This is a genomic window from Cytobacillus luteolus (genome assembly GCF_017873715.1).
Taxonomy (GTDB): domain Bacteria; phylum Bacillota; class Bacilli; order Bacillales; family Bacillaceae_L; genus Bacillus_BV; species Bacillus_BV luteola.
On the sequence record NZ_JAGGKM010000003.1, the window covers coordinates 248,561 to 265,875 of the forward strand.

12 protein-coding genes and 1 pseudogene are annotated in these 17,315 nt (G+C 32.2%); 12 read left to right on the plus strand and 1 reads right to left on the minus strand.

Going from position 1 to position 17,315, the window contains the following annotated elements:
• Window positions 1–5 precede the first annotated feature (5 nt).
• Window positions 6–554: a GNAT family N-acetyltransferase gene (locus J2Z26_RS09725; protein ID WP_319638097.1), complete on the minus strand. Its 549-nt coding sequence runs from the start codon at window positions 552–554 to the stop codon at window positions 6–8.
• Window positions 555–821: 267 nt separating this feature from the next.
• Here J2Z26_RS09725 and J2Z26_RS09730 point away from each other — a divergent pair, with 267 nt between their 5' ends.
• The 12 genes and pseudogenes from J2Z26_RS09730 (at window position 822) to J2Z26_RS09785 (ending at window position 17,297) form a co-directional block, all read left to right on the plus strand.
• A complete protein-coding gene (locus J2Z26_RS09730) occupies window positions 822–1,913 on the plus strand; it encodes a type III polyketide synthase (RefSeq protein ID WP_193539466.1) in 1,092 nt (363 codons plus the stop codon).
• A 7-nt stretch (window positions 1,914–1,920) separates the two neighbouring features.
• Window positions 1,921–2,487: an isoprenylcysteine carboxyl methyltransferase family protein gene (locus tag J2Z26_RS09735; RefSeq protein WP_193539465.1), complete on the plus strand. Its 567-nt coding sequence runs from the start codon at window positions 1,921–1,923 to the stop codon at window positions 2,485–2,487.
• Window positions 2,488–2,957: 470 nt separating this feature from the next.
• Entirely contained in the window at window positions 2,958–6,644 is a 3,687-nt protein-coding gene (locus J2Z26_RS09740; protein ID WP_193539464.1) for a dynamin family protein, read from the plus strand.
• Window positions 6,641–7,396: a nucleotidyltransferase domain-containing protein gene (locus J2Z26_RS09745; RefSeq protein WP_193539463.1), complete on the plus strand. Its 756-nt coding sequence runs from the start codon at window positions 6,641–6,643 to the stop codon at window positions 7,394–7,396. Before J2Z26_RS09740 ends, J2Z26_RS09745 begins: the two co-directional genes overlap by 4 nt.
• Window positions 7,397–7,401: 5 nt before the next feature.
• Window positions 7,402–7,593: a hypothetical protein gene (locus J2Z26_RS09750; RefSeq protein ID WP_193539462.1), complete on the plus strand. Its 192-nt coding sequence runs from the start codon at window positions 7,402–7,404 to the stop codon at window positions 7,591–7,593.
• Window positions 7,594–7,606: 13 nt separating this feature from the next.
• A complete protein-coding gene (locus tag J2Z26_RS09755; protein ID WP_193539461.1) occupies window positions 7,607–7,867 on the plus strand; it encodes a YpbS family protein in 261 nt (86 codons plus the stop codon).
• Between the two features lie 23 nt (window positions 7,868–7,890).
• A complete protein-coding gene (locus tag J2Z26_RS09760; protein ID WP_193539460.1) occupies window positions 7,891–8,721 on the plus strand; it encodes a sulfurtransferase in 831 nt (276 codons plus the stop codon).
• An 810-nt stretch (window positions 8,722–9,531) separates the two neighbouring features.
• Window positions 9,532–10,092: pseudogene (locus J2Z26_RS09765) on the plus strand (5'-3' exonuclease); the annotation flags it as partial.
• Between the two features lie 724 nt (window positions 10,093–10,816).
• Window positions 10,817–12,196: a tyrosine-type recombinase/integrase gene (locus tag J2Z26_RS09770; RefSeq protein WP_193539458.1), complete on the plus strand. Its 1,380-nt coding sequence runs from the start codon at window positions 10,817–10,819 to the stop codon at window positions 12,194–12,196.
• Window positions 12,189–14,852, plus strand: a complete 2,664-nt coding sequence (locus tag J2Z26_RS09775) for a hypothetical protein (RefSeq protein ID WP_193539457.1) — start codon at window positions 12,189–12,191, stop codon at window positions 14,850–14,852. Before J2Z26_RS09770 ends, J2Z26_RS09775 begins: the two co-directional genes overlap by 8 nt.
• Entirely contained in the window at window positions 14,845–16,764 is a 1,920-nt protein-coding gene (locus tag J2Z26_RS09780; protein ID WP_193539456.1) for a site-specific integrase, read from the plus strand. Before J2Z26_RS09775 ends, J2Z26_RS09780 begins: the two co-directional genes overlap by 8 nt.
• Window positions 16,734–17,297, plus strand: coding sequence for a hypothetical protein (locus tag J2Z26_RS09785; RefSeq protein ID WP_193539455.1), 564 nt, complete (start codon window positions 16,734–16,736; stop codon window positions 17,295–17,297). Before J2Z26_RS09780 ends, J2Z26_RS09785 begins: the two co-directional genes overlap by 31 nt.
• The last annotated feature ends 18 nt before the right edge of the window (window positions 17,298–17,315 follow it).

Sequence of the window (17,315 nt, forward strand, 5' to 3'; positions counted from 1 at the left end):
AGCATTTACTGAGTGTTTGTAAAATAGGCCATATGTACCTCATCATCGTATTCCCCATTGAAGTAGACCTGCCTTTTTTGCGTGCCTTCATGTACAAAACCATATTTTTTATAAAGATTATACGCAATTTCATTTCTTGCAAAAACTGTTAGGCATATTTTCTCAACGTCATATTTAACAGCCCACTCTTTTGTATACTCCATAATTGCTTTACCGATCCCTTTGCCTTGGGCACTTGGCGTAAGCCATGTTCTAAAGAGGGCAACATGTTTTTTCATTTCTAATTCACCTCTAACAAGGCGAGCAATCCCCATCACTTCTCTATTTATTTCAACACAAATATACATGTTATTATTTTCTTTCATCATTTTGATATATTCTAATTCTTCATCTACTGTTCTGGGCTTTTCTTTTTGAATAAGTCCCTCTTTTATGATATCCTTCACCTTTTCAGTTAACTGTGACGCATCCAGTGAAGTTACTGGTCTTATAACAGCATTCATACCGTCTTTAGTTACAAAATCAAAAGTACCTTCATTTTGTGCTGTTATCACAAAAAATCACCTCCAGCTTAGTATGTACTCTTAAGATTACATTTAATTAGAATCGAACCGGTTAGGAATTAACATATTTTAGCTAATGATTCATAGTGTTTAATCCCTTATAATGAAAATGCACAACAACAAAGCAACAAACTCCTTTAAAACGTTAGCTTTCCTAAGTCTAGATTTAGGAAGGCTTTTTTTTGCGCTAAAATGTAGTTACATAGAACAGGAATTGAATGGAAATCATAACAGTACTAAATTGTTTCGAGGTGAATTATGCCGAAGATAATCTCTGTGGGGGAAAGTATTCCCCGTTTCGAATTGTCTCAAGATTTAACCGTAGAGTTTGCGAATGAACTTTTTAAAGATTCCTTTAAAGATATTAATAGGCTTCTTCAGGTTTTCGAAAACGGAAAAATTAAAAAACGTCACTTTGTTAATGACCTATCTTGGTTTGAAGTTGACCACAGTTTTCAGGAGAAGAATGATTTATATATTGACTGTGCTGTAACTTTAGGTGTAGAAGCCGTTGAGCAGTGTTTAATAAACGAAGACTTCCTAACTAAATCAATAGACTATACTGAAATAGATGCTCTCTTTTTTGTATCAAGCACGGGAATATCAACCCCAAGTATTGATGCGAGAATTATGAATAAACTCCCTTTTTCACAGCATTTAAAAAGAATTCCAATCTGGGGTTTAGGGTGTGCGGGGGGAGCTTCGGGGTTATCGAGGGCATATGAATATTGTAAAGCGTTCCCTGATGCCAAGGTACTTGTTCTTACAATTGAATTATGTAGCTTAACCTTCCAAAGAAATGATTTAACAAAGAGTAACTTGATAGGAACTTCGCTTTTTGCAGATGGTGTTGCTTGTGCATGTATCGTCGGAGATAACGTGGACCATATTGAACTAACAAAAGTAGAGAGAGTTCCTTACATAATGGATACTCAATCAACTCTAATGAAAGACTCTGAAGATGTAATGGGGTGGGATGTGAAAAACGAAGGATTATACGTTGTTTTTTCAAAGGATATTCCTTCAATTATAGAGTCATGGTTAGCCCCAAATGTCTCAACATTTTTATCTAGGCATGAACTTGAAATAAAGGATATCGATCATTTCGTAGCTCATCCAGGAGGGAAGAAGGTTCTAGATGCTTATAAGAGTGCGTTAGGAATTGATGAAGAAATGACTGAGATTTCTAATGAGGTACTAAGTGAGCATGGAAATATGTCTTCTGCAACCGTTATGTATGTATTGAAAAAGTTTATGCTCTCTGAGGGTGTGAAGAAGGGTGGCTATGGGTTAGCAGCTGCACTCGGTCCAGGATTTAGCTCTGAGCTTTTACTTTTAGACTGGAGGTAAATAGACTATGTTTTTATTGCTTTTTCTTTTTTTGATCTTACAAAGGGTAACTGAACTATTTATAGCAAAACGGAATGAAACGGTTATGAAGAATCGTGGGGCTTACGAAGTAGGAAGCGAGCATTATAAGTATATTGTTGCCGTACATGTATTTTTCTTTATATCTTTATTTGTTGAATATCATCTTGGTATAAAAGGCATTTCACCATTTTGGCCTATTCTTTTACCACTCTTTATTGGTGCACAAATAATTAGGATTTGGGCATTAACGTCTCTGGGAGAGTATTGGAACACTAAAATCATTATTCTACCGAATGCAACAATCGTATCAAAGGGTCCATACAAATACATAAGACACCCAAATTACTTTATAGTTGGTCTGGAGATCTTAACAATCCCACTTTTATTCCAATGCTACATCACGGCTATTGTTTTTACTGCTCTAAATATAGCTGTACTTTCCGTTAGAATTCCGGCAGAGGAAAAAGCTTTAATGGATTTAAAGAGTTATAAAAAGGAGTTTACGAACCGAAAGCGTTTTGTACCTGTTAAGCCCTTCCCAGAACCAGAATGAAATGCTGAAAAATACAAAATATTTAATTGAAAATGATTATCTTTGATGGTAGACTAATGAATAGAGACTAGGTGAAAATAATTATCACTATCAGCTTGTATTAAAAAAAGGTTGGTGACTTTCTATGCTTCTATTGTTTATTATCAGTACAATTATCATGTATTCACTTCTTATGGTCCATGTTTTAAGAAAAGTAAGCTTAGGACATGTAAAGAAGCCAATTATCAATCCATCTCAAACTACATTGAATAATACCAAATATACTTCCATTCACGCGACCAGGTAATGATACCTGGTTTTTTTATTTGTCTTTTTTCCAAGGATTGATGCTAATAGTGGATTGAAGCGAATAACACCCTTGTATATTTACTAAATCCTTCATTTATGAACATAGTAATTCAAAAAAGCGTAAGAATAGAGTAAAATACAAATAAGAAAAATAGGTTGATATAAGGGGACGTTAAATACAGATGGTACAGACAGAAAATAGTAGTAAGTTAACTCAAGAGCAGCTGTTAACAAGACTTGTTGAACTCCATAAGCAAATGATGAACGCAAAAGATGAAGAAAATGCAACTAAAGTGCTGCAGCTTATAAAAAAATTACACGATTCGGAATATATGATTGGTTTTTGTGGTCATTTCTCTGCCGGAAAATCCAGTATGATAAATGAATTGATTGGTGAAAAATTATTGCCTGCAAGTCCGATCCCAACAAGTGCGAATTTAGTTAAAGTAAAGTCAGGAAAAGAATATGCCCGTGTGTACTATAAGCAGGGAGATATTATTGAGTATCCCGCACCTTACGATTATGAAGTGATTAAATCATATTGCAAAGATGGTGACACTGTAAACTCAATTGAAATTAGCCATGAAAATAGCAAGTTACCAAGTGGTGTTACAGTGATGGACACACCTGGAATTGACTCGACTGATGATGCCCATCGAGTATCAACTGAATCTGCGCTTCACCTTGCAGACCTGTTATTTTATGTAATGGACTATAATCACGTCCAATCAGAGCTCAATTTCTTATTTACAAGGGAGCTTACTGAACGAAACAAAGAGGTCTACTTAGTAATAAATCAAATTGACAAACATAGAGACATCGAGTTGGATTTCTCTTTATTTAAGCAAGGAGTAAAGCAAGCGTTTTTAGATTGGAATGTTGAGCCAGAGGGCATATATTACACATCTCTCCGTGATCAGGAAAATGTGAATAACCAATTACCACAACTTAAAAACTTAATTGCTACAAAGTTAAAACAAAAAGAAGATCTTTTACTTTCGAGTGTATCTAAATCTGCAGGACAATTAATTAAAGAACATCTTTATTTCCTAGAGGATGCTCAAGCTTCAAAAAAGGAAGCTTATCTCTCTCAATTGAAGGATCTTAGTGACTCTGAGCGAGATCAACTTGAATATGACCTGACGATTTTGAAGGAAAAGCTAGAACGTGGAAAACTTGAGGTAACTAGAGTTGAAGAAGACTTCCTTTCACAGTTAGACACAATATTAGATAATGCTTACTTAATGCCATTTGGAACGAGAGACTTAGCCAAAAACTATATTGAATCCTGCCAAAGTGATTTTAAAGTTGGAATGTTTTTCTCAAAAGCCAAAACAGAAAAAGAAAGAAATGACCGGTTAACTGTTTTTTATGAAGATTTTAAGGAAAAGGCTTCTTCTCAGTTGGAATGGCATATCAAAGAGTTTGCAACTAAGTTTTTAAAACAACATGAAATGACTCAATTAATTGGTGATATCCAGCATTTAACTGTGCAATTTGAAAAAGAACTGCTTGCATCGATTGTGAAACCTGGAGCCGGATTAACAGGTGACTATATTTTAACCTATACAGGGGATGTTGCGAACGAAATTAAGAAACGCTATCGCAACGTAGCTATGGAGCTTTTTAGAAAAATTTCTAGCGAATTGAAAGAAAGAACAAAACTAGAGACTGAAAAGTTACAGGTAGAAATTAATAAGCTACAAGGTTATGTAACTGCCTTTACTAATCTTCAACAATTAAAGACGGAACTTCGTCAAAAAGAAAATCAACTGAATGATTTAATCGAAGGCGAAATTCCAATTGACAATTTTGATGTTCAAACTGTGGTTGAACAGTTAGTTACAGAAAAGGTCACAATCTCTTCAACAGACGAAATTACCCTCGCCAACCAAAAAGACGATAGTCAAAAGGGTGAGTGGAAATCAGAAAAAGTTGAAGGTAAGCGGAAAATAGATGGTCATGCACGAGTGATGAATACTGTAAGTAACTTACTGGATGCAAAAGATAAAATACATGGGATTACTGGCCTTTCTTCAATTGCATCAGACATGGGGGAAAAGGCGAAGAGATTAAAAGATAGGCATTTTACTGTTGCCTTGTTTGGTGCATTTAGTGCAGGTAAATCATCGTTTGCCAATGCGTTAATGGGAGAATATGTATTACCTGTTTCGCCAAATCCAACAACAGCTACTATTAATAAAGTGGTTCCGCCAACTGAAGAGAATAAACATGGTACAGTTATAGTGAAAATTAAGTCTGAGCAGCAGCTACTACAAGACCTTAAGCATTCGTTACAGGTTCTAGGAGAAAATGTTACATCACTTAATGATGCGTTAAATATAATAAAATCTAAACTAAGCAACAAGACGGTTGATGCTAAAGAAAAGCCACACCTAGCATTTTTACAAGCAGTAACAAGAGGTTACTCCGATTTGTCTATGTATCTTGGTGAAATTGTAACGATTGATGTGGAAGGTTTTAAGGATTATGTAGCAAATGAAGAGAAAGCATGTTTTGTTGAGTGGATTGAATTATATTATGATTGCGAACTAACTAGACAAGGAATTACTCTAGTGGATACACCGGGCGCTGACTCTATTAATGCACGTCATACAGGTGTAGCATTTAATTATATAAAAAATGCGGATGCCATTCTTTTTGTAACCTATTATAATCATGCGTTTTCAAAGGCTGACCGGGAGTTTTTAATTCAACTTGGACGGGTAAAAGACACATTTAGTATGGATAAAATGTTCTTTATCATTAATGCTGCTGACCTAGCTAGTGACCGTGAGGAGCTTGAAACTGTTGAAGAATACGTTGGATCTGAACTTGTCAGGTATGGTATACGTAAGCCGCGTCTCTATTCATTATCTAGCCAGTTAGCTTTAAAAGAAAAAACGGGTGAAACATTGCCAGAAATGGGTGGGGTGTTACAATCTTCAGGAATTTCAGGTTTTGAAGATGATTTTAAGGCTTTTATCATGGAAGAGTTGACTGAAATGGCAATTGTTTCAGCTTATAATGACATAAACAGGGCAAAACAGGTGCTTCAGGATTACATTTCATCAGCAACTCAGGATCAAGAAGTTAAAGCTGCTAAACTAAATCATGCCGTACAGTCACAGTTGCAAATTCAAAATGTGATTGCAAATCATGTGGTTGATTTTGAGAGAGATTCTGTCATACAAGAAGTAGAGGAGCTAACGTATTATATCAAACAAAGGGTTTTCTTACGTTATCCTGACTTTTTCAAAGAGTCTTTTAATCCTGCAGTGATTAGAGAAGATGTGAAAGATCTGAAAAAGGTATTACAAGGCTGTTTAACAGAGTTAATCGAAGCGGTAGGTTTTGACTTAGCACAAGAAATGCGAGCAACTTCATTACGTGTTGAAAGATACATTTTCAAAGTATTACATGAAGTACAAAGCTCGTTATTAAAGAAAATTCATGAAACAACAGATACAATTCAGCTCTCTGAACCGACAGATATTACGTATAGTACCCCTGAATTTGACACTGGATTAAAGAACCTTGATTTAACCCTATTTAAAAAGGCTCTATCCATGTTCAAGAATCCAAAGTCATTTTTTGAAAAAAATGAAAAGAAAGCAGTTATGGAAGAAATTGAGCTGAAATTACAACAACCTGTAACGGACTACCTTGAAGAGAACAAAACATCTTTAAATGCCATTTATAAGGAGGATTTCTTAATAGGTGTTGAAGCACTAAAGGTTAGGGTCTTGAAAGAAGTTAACGAATACTTCGATGGTATAAAGCAAGCCTTATCTGAAAATATAAATGTAGAGGAACTTAAAGAGATTGCACTTCTTTTAGAAAAAATGGTTGAAGAGGACGATAAATGATATCTATCGTAAATAGATTAACCGAAATTGAAGAAATCCATGACGTTAGTATTATTTATGCGGGAGAGTCTGGGAGCCGTGCATACGGCTCTGAAACTTCTTATAGTGATCACGATGTGAAATTTATCTATTATCGATCTCTCAAAAACTACTTAAGGTTAACACCTAAAAGTGATGTTATTGAAGAGTTGAGCCATAATTCTCTTGAATTGCATGGCTGGGATCTTAAAAAAGCATTAGACTTATTTCGTAAGTCAAATCCGACATTGTATGAAATGTTACATTCTCCGATTGTGTACAGAGAAAATAATGACATAATAGAAGAACTTAGAGGACTAGTAATTGAGTGGTTTTCACTCAAAAGAATGTCGTTTCATTATTTAAACATGGCAAGTACCAACACAAAGAAAATACTTGAAAACAAGCTGCACGATACAGTGCTCATTAAGACTTTATTTCAAGCTGCAAGAGCATATTTAGCTGTTTCGTTTATTGTGAAGGAAAAACAGTTGCCACCAATCAAAATGGCTGATTTGATAAGACTACAACCAATAGACAAGCAGACATTTTTTCAAGAGATCTTGGATGCTAAACGAAACAACAAATTTCTAGCCTCAGCATCTATTGAAAGTCTTCTAATTTATATACAAACTGAGCTAGAGGAGCTTCGACACATAGTAAAAGATCTACCTGATCAAAAGGTTGATGAGGAACCACTAAACCAAATACTATGGAAGCTACTTGGAGTGTAACTATCATGTTAAAAAAGAATCAATATCATGCATGTGCAACGTGTGTAAATTTTGTGCCAACTAGAAAAGATAAAGGAATGGTTTATTTTTGTAGTAGACTAGGTTATGAAACAAAAACAGACTATGTCTTTAATTGTTGGGAGCCAAAAGAAAATATTATAAAATTGATAAAGAAGCAGGGCCTTGAAAAGGACTAATTGGAGGAAAATTATGACTGGAAATGTACATGAAGCAATATCTAAGCACTCAAAAAAACAACATGAAATCGTGAAGAGTTTTTTACAATTAGAACAAATGCGTGAATTCTACATAGCAGAAGCTGTTACCTTATGTAAAGAAGAAAAACCTTTTTCTGTAGACAATATTAATGCTGTTACACGAAAGATAAACGAATTAGCCAAACAGGGAATTGCACCAACTCGCAAGCTTGTAACTGAGGATATGGTACGTGAGTTTGTGGAGAGAAAATAAATCAATACAATGGGGGATATCGTTTGAAGCATATTATTGATGCAGATTGGCTATTTTCGAGGATAAATGACTCAGATATACGTATTATCGATTGCCGTTTTCAATTAGGAAACCCGTCTTTTGGTTTGAATGAGTATATGAAAGAACATATAGAAGGGTCTATCTTCTATGATTTAGAAAAGGATTTATCAGGACCAGTGATAGAACACGGTGGTAGACATCCTTTACCTTCTATAGAAGAACTTGTAGAAAAACTATCGGCAACAGGAATTAATGAATCTGTGACAGTTGTTGCCTATGATGACCAAGGTGGGGCATTCGCTTCTAGGCTTTGGTGGCTTCTATCCTATTTGGGTCATAGGAATGTTTATATATTAGATGGTGGTTACTCTAGCTGGAAAGAGAAGGGCTATCCAGTGAACAGTAATGTACCAACGTTTACTAGAAGTAACTTTAGTCCAGAAGTTAGAAGTAGCATGGTTGTTGATATGGACGCTGTTAAAAAAGCAATTGAAACAAAATCTGCCATTCTCATTGATTCTCGTGAAAAGAACAGATATTTAGGAATCGAAGAGCCTATCGATAAAGTAGCTGGACATATTCCTGGTGCAGTAAATTCATTCTGGAAGGATGGGTTGAATGAACAAGGAAAATGGAAGAAATCTAAAGAACAAACAAGTCGTTTTTCTTCCATCGTAGGAGAAGATGATGAAATTATAGTTTATTGTGGATCGGGGATTACCGCTTGTCCTAATATTGTTGCTCTATCAGAAGCAGGCTTTCAAAATGTAAAGCTTTATAGTGGAAGTTGGAGTGGCTGGATTTCATATCCAGAAAATCCTATCGAGAAATAATATTATACATAATTAAATATCCTTCAATTTATACTAATTGATATCTCACTTATATAGGTGGTGTACTCAATGGCTAAAGAGAAGGATAAGCATAAAAAGAGTGAAAAAGAGGATTCTTTAAAAAGAGACTTTGTCTCCTATGCAGAAATAGAAGTAGAAAAAATGAGTAAAGAGAAAAAAGAATAGTAGGTTTATTTGCAGGGCCTTTCCCATAGGGGAAGGCTTTTATTTTTTTGATAACAAAAAAACGGTTTATGAGCCCTCAAAAGAGTAAAACAGCTAAGGTGAGGTGGTATAAATCAGTATATGCGCCCTCAAAAGAGTAAAACAGCTAAAGTGAGGTGGTATAAATCAGTATATGCGCCCTCAAAAGAGTAAAACAGCTAAGGTGAGGTGGTATAAATCAGTATATGCGCCCTCAAAAGAGTAAAACAGCTAAGGTGAGGTGGTATAAATCAGTTTATGCGCCCTCAAAAGAGTAAAACAACTAAGGTGAGGTGGCATAAATCAGTTTATGAGCCCTCAAAAGAGTAAAACAGCCAGGATGAGGTGGCATAATTCAGTTTATGAGCCCCCGAAAGAGTAATACAGCCAAGGTGAGGTGGCAAAAAATCAGTTTATGAGCCCCAAAAAGAGCAAAACAGCCAAGGCGAGGTTGCATAAATAATACAGTTCGTAAGTTTCCAAATTAGTAGTTAATGTTGGATAGATTAGCCAAAAGAAGAAGAAGGATTTTATAACCTACTAAGCTTACTATGGTATAATAGACGATGTTCTGATAAAAAATCTAATTATACGAGGTATTAACATATGAATGAATCGAAAGTTCTTTTAATAGATGGAATGGCACTTTTATTTAGATCTTTTTTTGCAACGGCAATGAGTGGCTATTATATGATTAATAGTAAAGGACAACCTACGAATGCTGTTCATGGTTTTGTGAAACACATGCTTACTGCAGTAAATCATTTTAACCCTTCACATGTTGTCTGCTGCTGGGATATGGGGAGTACAACGTTCCGAACTGAAATGTTCTCAGATTACAAAGGAAATCGAAACGAGGCACCAATTGAGCTTGTCCCTCAATTTGAACTTGTTAAAGAAGTAGCAGCATCCTTTGATATCCCTAATATTGGGTTAAGCGGATATGAAGCTGACGATTGTATAGGAACACTAGCTAATCATTATCGAAAGCATGGACAGGTATCCATTCTTACTGGAGATCAGGATATTCTTCAGTTACTAGATGAGAATATTGAAGTAATTTTAATGAAAAAAGGTTTTGGGAATTATGCTGTCTATAACCCAACTGTTTTTTTTGAAGAAAAGGGAATTACTCCACTTCAAATGGTTGATTTAAAAGCCCTATTATGAACCCTAACTAACATGTCCAAGAGATGGGCTTTTTTTTATGCTTGAAATTCCTTATGAAAACTAATTAATTTGTATATGTAGTTATGGTCTTTCAATAAATGCAAAAAATTCTTATATATAAAAAAGTAAATAGTGTAGTTAAAGTTACTGGTACTATAATATACTTTGATAGAATGAAAATACATAATCCATACATCAGAAAATGTATGGATTCATTAGAAAAGTTATTAAAAATTTTTAAAGATGCTCCTCATAACACCCAGAAAATTATAGTCCTATGTAATTAAGTATAAGGATTTGTAACAGTAACAAAGTCAATAGAAAAAGATAAAGGAGTTCACAAGATAAAAAGAAAAATCATAGAAATATTTGATTATTCTTAAAATTCATTAGTAAATTGAAGAAAATAACCACCTTTAAATTTAGGGAGTTTATTTGTTTAAGCAATATAGAATACTTGAACAAAATAGATACCAGAAGTGCCTAAAAACAAAGGTAATAAAATGGGTAAGTTTTTATTTAATTTCAAAGTCCTACTTAAAAAGCGTTTACAATATTTTAAAATCATCTATAATATAATATATTATTGTCTTAATGACGCTTTTGTTTTTTATTTGTGGCCTCTTGGGCTGAATTTCACACGGGATAAGTGTGTAGAATTCAGCCCAAGAGGCTTTTTTTATTGTTTTTATACCCAATAAGGAATTAGGAGGTAGAACAAATGAGTAAGGTACTGGACAGAGAAACTTCGCTAGGAACAGTATATGAGAGGTTTGATAGTGATGGGGAACTCATTAATAAAGTAGGCATATTTGGGTTCATTCAGAAATCAGCTAACTGTCATTATTTTGTAATTTTTAATGAAAGTGGAAATTTGCTTGAAGAACCAAACAATTACCTAAATAACATTATTGTTGATGAGGGATATAAGAAAAGAGAACAAGCATTTACAGGATTAAAAGTTTTTTACTCTTTTATTAAATTATTTAACATTATCAATTTTTCATCTGGACTGAGTGAAGCAGAAACCAAACGTTTAATGGCTTTTCTTGAAGGTGGTAAAAGTAAGGGGAATAGATTTGATCTAGAATTAAAAACCAAGAGAGGAAATATAACAATCAATAATTATTTGGGAATTATTCGAGAATATTATAAACGGGTTTATCGGATAAAAGAGGGGCCACTATTTGATCAGAAAACAATCAAAGTAGAAAGTGGGGGAGGACTACTAGGGCATGCTAAAAAGAAAATAGTAGATAGATATAATTCCAATAAAAAGTTAAAACAAAATATCCATCCACCAAAATATATAAAAGAGCAACAGTATAAAGATATTCTAAATTATATTAGAATCTTCTGTGATATAAGAGAAGAAATAATTATACGTCTAATGTTTGAGTATGGTTTACGAATAGGTGAAGTTTTAGGCCTAACTTTTGAGGATATCGAAAAACTTAAATCAGGAATAACCAGATTAATTCTTAGAAATCGAATATCTGATCGGCCTCATCAAAAAGCAAAAGGTGTTTATACACCACGAAGCACGGAGGATTATTCTTCTAAAACATATACATCACGAAAAACTGGTTATCAAATTATTGTAATTAGTGATGAAATGAGAGATTTAATTGAAGAATATATTGATTTAACTAGGAACCCAATACTATTAAATAAGTATCCAATAAAATTAAAAAATTTAACTGAAAAAGCATATGCAGATAGAGTGGGCCACTCATCTTTACTAAGTAATGAAAATCAATACATTTTTATAAGTAATCATCACTATACACCATTAAGTTCTACAGGTTGGAATTTAGTAATACGAAGAATTTTTGAAGTATTAGATATTTATTTAGATGAGGATGTAAAGAAGACAAACCTTAATCATCGTTTTAGACATGGTTTTGCTATGAAAAAAGTAAAAGAGGGTTACTCAGAAGTTAAATTAGCAAAAGCATTACGGCATTCAAATATATCAACAGTTTTGGTTTACTATAATCCAGATGAAGAGGAACAAAGTGACATACTTAAAAAAAACAATCAACGTCAGAAAACTAAATTTGAAGTAAAGAACAAAAATAAAGGAGCCACGTATGTCTGATTATAAATACTGGATTAGTCAAGGATTAAAAGAAATTAGAAATTGGGTTAATGAAGGATTAACAATAAAAGAAATATATACAAAAATAGGCATCTCTAAATATAGATTTTCTCAATGGAGAAAACAAAATCAAGAACTAAATGTAATTATTAAAGAAAGAATAAGAACCTTTGAATATGAAAAAATGCTAACAGAAGAATCTTTACAAATTATAGAAAGTTTAGCCAAAAAAGGATTAACCAAAAAAGAGATATCAAAAACTTTAGGATATAATGAATTATATTTTCAAGAAATTTCAAATAGTTTTCCGATCATTAATAAAGCATTTCAAAGAGGGAAAGAAAAGACAGACTGGGGAATACCAATAGGAAACTTGATTTATAAATGGTCTAAAGATAAAGGTATTGAGGAAGGATATTTCAATCGTTTTTTTGATGTTTTAACAACATTTATAAAGAAAGAAACTGATGTTAATTGGGATAACTACTGTAAAATTAGGGGGGAGATTTCAAGACTACCGTTACATTATTCAAAGTTATGGATATTATCGACAGCAACTACCTCATTTTATCAGTATGTAGCCAATGTGACTTCTAATGAAGAAATTATAAGTTTTTTCGAAGACTACTCTCACTTATTAATTCATACAGAAGTAAAGAAGAAGAAAATAAATCGTAAAACAAACGATTTTATTGAACACATAATACGTACAAATTTCCCACAGGGATCAAAGCCAAATGAAATAGTACAAATTGCATACTTAAATAGAAATAATAATGAAAGGATAATGCACCTGTATGTAAAGAATGATAATCGTCACATATTTTCTATCATGAAAGGATTTATTAAATACATTTGTAGTATTAGCTACGAGGAACTATCACTACTGGATTTTAGAGTTTTTATTTATTACTTTGATGAAAGTCTTTCAGGAAATTTAGTTACAAAAACCAGTGACTTCAATGAAACAATATTTAAGATACAGTATAATTTTTATAAAAAAATTATTAAGTCTTTTGGTTGGAGTGAGGAAGAAGATAATATTTACCTTATGTCCAACCTTCTAAGGTTTTATAAATATATAAATGATTCATATTTTGAGCAAAATGGTAAGTATTTATTTAATACAGCTTCTTTTAATAAAGATGTATTATCTATGAAAAAATTTTTAGAGAGTATTGAGGGAAATTATGAAATCTATATTTATAATCCAATTGATGATGTACCTAATTCAGATAAATGGGTATTGCTACCTGATAAAGCTAAAATAAAAAATATAAGAAACAATGTTAAAGTTTTTGCAGATTTTACAAAAGTAAAAAATTCGGAATTAAGGAAGGATTTAAAACAATACATCTGGATTAAGGGTTTAAATACAAAAAAAATAGGTTCTATTTTTAAAAGAATGATTTCCTTTTTAAATGAAGCAAGTGAATACTATGAAAATAGTAAAAATGTATTACAAATAAGTAAAGAAAATGCTAAATTATTTCAATCGTCGTTTCTATTGTTACATTATTCAAAATTAATTGCTAGAGAGGATTTTACACAAGACACAAAAAATTCATATATTGAAGCAATTAGATCATTTTTAGAATTTGTTAAAAATAAATATCAAATATCACAACTTCATATTCAGCAACTTTCTTATTTAACAATTGAATATGACGGAGGAACTCCGATATCTGTAGAAGATTACATAGAAATAAAAAGTGCTTTTCAAGAGCGTCAATTAACAGAAATTGATGAATTATTTTTTATAATATTCCAATTGTCAATAACGACTAAACTCAGAATTGGTGAAATTTTTGGATTGCAAAGAGATTGTATAGTGTCTACTAATATAAGTGAAGGATATGGAGTTTTACAATATTATAGTAAGACCTCAAATGGTGAAATTATTAATGAGTTATTTTTATTAGAACATATAAGATTAATCCAACAAGCACTAAAAATTACTCATGAGGTTTTCGAGATAGCAGATGAATACTTTAAAAGGTTTGTATTTATTTGGTACAACAAATCAAATAGGAATGTACACAAAAGAGAAGCAACCACGCTGTTGCATAGCTATAATAAAGTTTTCAGGGATATCGTTTCTGAATTAAACAGTTCTGATAAAATTAAAAAATTGTATATACCATATAATGCTAGAGATACTTTCATAGAGAATGCGTGGCAAGGAGTGGAAGATGGAACGATTTCCACACTAGAAGTCACAACAGTTACTGGAAATACTGCAAGTGTTGCAGCTAAACACTATAGAACTAGGGAAAATATTGAGAGATATTTAGAAGCTCTATATGAAGTTACTTTAGATGATGTAAAAACTTATGGAAAAGTACTAGAAAGTGAAGAATTAATTGAGAGCAATATTCCTGTTCAAGATAATACGGGGGTATGTTCAAGCGAAACATGTATCAAAAATATAGAAGAACAAATACTGCACGATAGTGAGTACATTTGCTTAACTTGCAGAAATTTTATAACTACTGTTGAACGAGTTAAGGAATTTGAACGAAAATTAGAAATATATAAGGAGAGAATAGACCGAACGAATAATTCTAATGAAAGAAATTACTATAACGGACTAGTTAAGTTATACAGTGTGTACTTGGCTGAAATATATACAATAATGGAGAACAAAAATGGATAGAAAAATGATTGATATTGACTTAGAGTGGAATGAGCCCAATATTATTGAGATATTAGCAGAGGAAAGACAAGAGCAAATATTTGAGCCAAATTATTTTATCACCAATGATATAAACTTTGCAGAAAATGTATGGGATTTTACTAGATTTATGAAAAACTATAATAACCCGAGTGATTATAAATTTAATTTTTCTCAGATACACTCAACTACCTTTCGCATAATTTTAAAGAAAACAGTACTAAGAAATGTATTTTTTAAAGAAAGGATTTCTAATAAAAGTAAAATACATTCTGTCAAAAAAGCAATATTTGGCCCAGTATTAACTTTAATTAAATATTTAGAGAACGAGAAATTTATTTACGAGCCAGAGTTAATTACTGCTTTTATTATTAAGCAGTATATAAAGAAAAAGTTTAACAACGTAACCGAAAGATACCTACAATTAATCATATCAGGATTAAAAAAAATCATTCATGAAATGGAGTTTTTAGGAATTGACTTAGATTATAGTTCTTTTGAATCGATTTGGACTAGCATTAATAGAAAGAAGATTAATAATGAAGTTGAAACAAATAAAACTCCTAATATCCCCCAAAATTTATATAGCAAAATTAAAAAATGTGCATTAGAAGATATAGATAACGAAGCCCTTAACTATTCTCAAAGAACTACTGCTTGTATAATAATAATACTTGCAAATACAGGTATGAGGATTGGGGAATGCGAGCTTTTAGAGGCAGACCGGTTAAAAAAGTTTAGTATTTTTAACGATTCAAAAAATGCATATTATATTGAATTCATTACATATAAAACAACATTTGATATAGATGGTAAATGGACAGAAACAATCGCATCTCCGGAAGCGGTAAAAGCTTATAAAAAGTGGGTTGAAATATCTCAAAAGAGAAGAAAAAGATTTAATACTAATTACCTACACACTAATGAGTATACCGGTAAAAGGTATACACAAAACATGATTAGAAGAAATATTAAAATATTTTTTCTGAGACATCAAGCGGTATTAAATTTTGATTCTCTTTCTGAAATAGAAAAAAGTCAAATACATGTAACTACCCCTAGAACTTTTGTTAATAAGTATAAAACACAATTGTATATTGACTATAAGGAGTTAGATAAAGAGTTTTATTATATAAACCCTCATCAATTTCGAGTGGCATTAGTTAATCAATTAAAAAATAGAGGTGTACAGTTACAATGGTTAAGAAGGCATATGAACCATCTAGAGGAAGAAATGACTAAACATTACTTTCGTGATGATGAAGACATTATAGAAGCTTTATTCTATCGTGCATCTTCAGACGGTTCGATGTTAGAGTCTAATCCTAATAAGGTTAAACATAATATTAAGTGTGACTTTTCGGACGAAGAGTTAGTAAAGGCATATAATATTATTAATAACTTTTTATCAAAGAAGAAACTAAATATTTTCAAGGATATAGACCAGATTATTGATACTATGAAAAATAATCCTTTGAGAGAAACATATGTAGGACTTTGTACAAAAGCAATTGGAACAATTTGCGAAAGGCAAGAACGGCTAGCTACAATTGAGAAATGGTATTTTATTAGACCACATATTGCTGATATTTCATCATTTGATTTCACATATAAGCGTTTTTGTGAAAAAGCCAAAGTTGTTGAACACAATAAAAAACTATTTGAAATAAATCCTAAATTTGAACGTCAGTACTCTATAGAATACCAAGCATTAAAAAAATTTTATATCAATTGTTTTAGTGTTGAATTCTCTATGCTTTACGACAAAGTTAAAAATGGCGAAGAACGTAAAGTTTTAACTTCTTATCCCTGGTTGAAAGATGTTATAACAAGAATTAATGAAATTGAACTGGAGGTAGCCTTATGGGTGGAGAAGTTAACATTAGAGATATGATTAATGAGAAAACAATAAAATATGGTATAGGAGAGTTAAATGCTCTTAAAATGAACATTCAAGAGCAACTTTATAATTTAGAAAAATTCTTTTATGAACTATTGGCTGAACAAAGAACAATAAGAGAAAAAGGTAAAAAGCTTTCAAAACTTAACGTAGTAAAGGTTGTAGCTGGATCAAAAGTACCCCGAAGCACCATTTATGCTAATCCAAACACTCTAGCTTTATATATTGAGGAACGCATTAAAGAAATTGAAGAGGATGATCTGCTTAGGGTTAGAGAAATGGAACGACTAAAAACTGAGAAAAGAGAACTAATAGATTGTTTTCAGGGATTAAAACTTAATATTATTGATAACCAAGTCCTTTTGTATAAAATTAATGAACTCGAAAGTGAACTGAAATCTGTATGTGGAGAACGAGATGCTTTAAGTAAAGAGATGTTAAAGATTAGAAATAATAATATAAAATTAATAAGAGAAATAAACGAACTAAAACAAAGCAAGGTAGTTCAATTAAGAAGTGGAAAGTGATTTCTAATAATTGTTCGT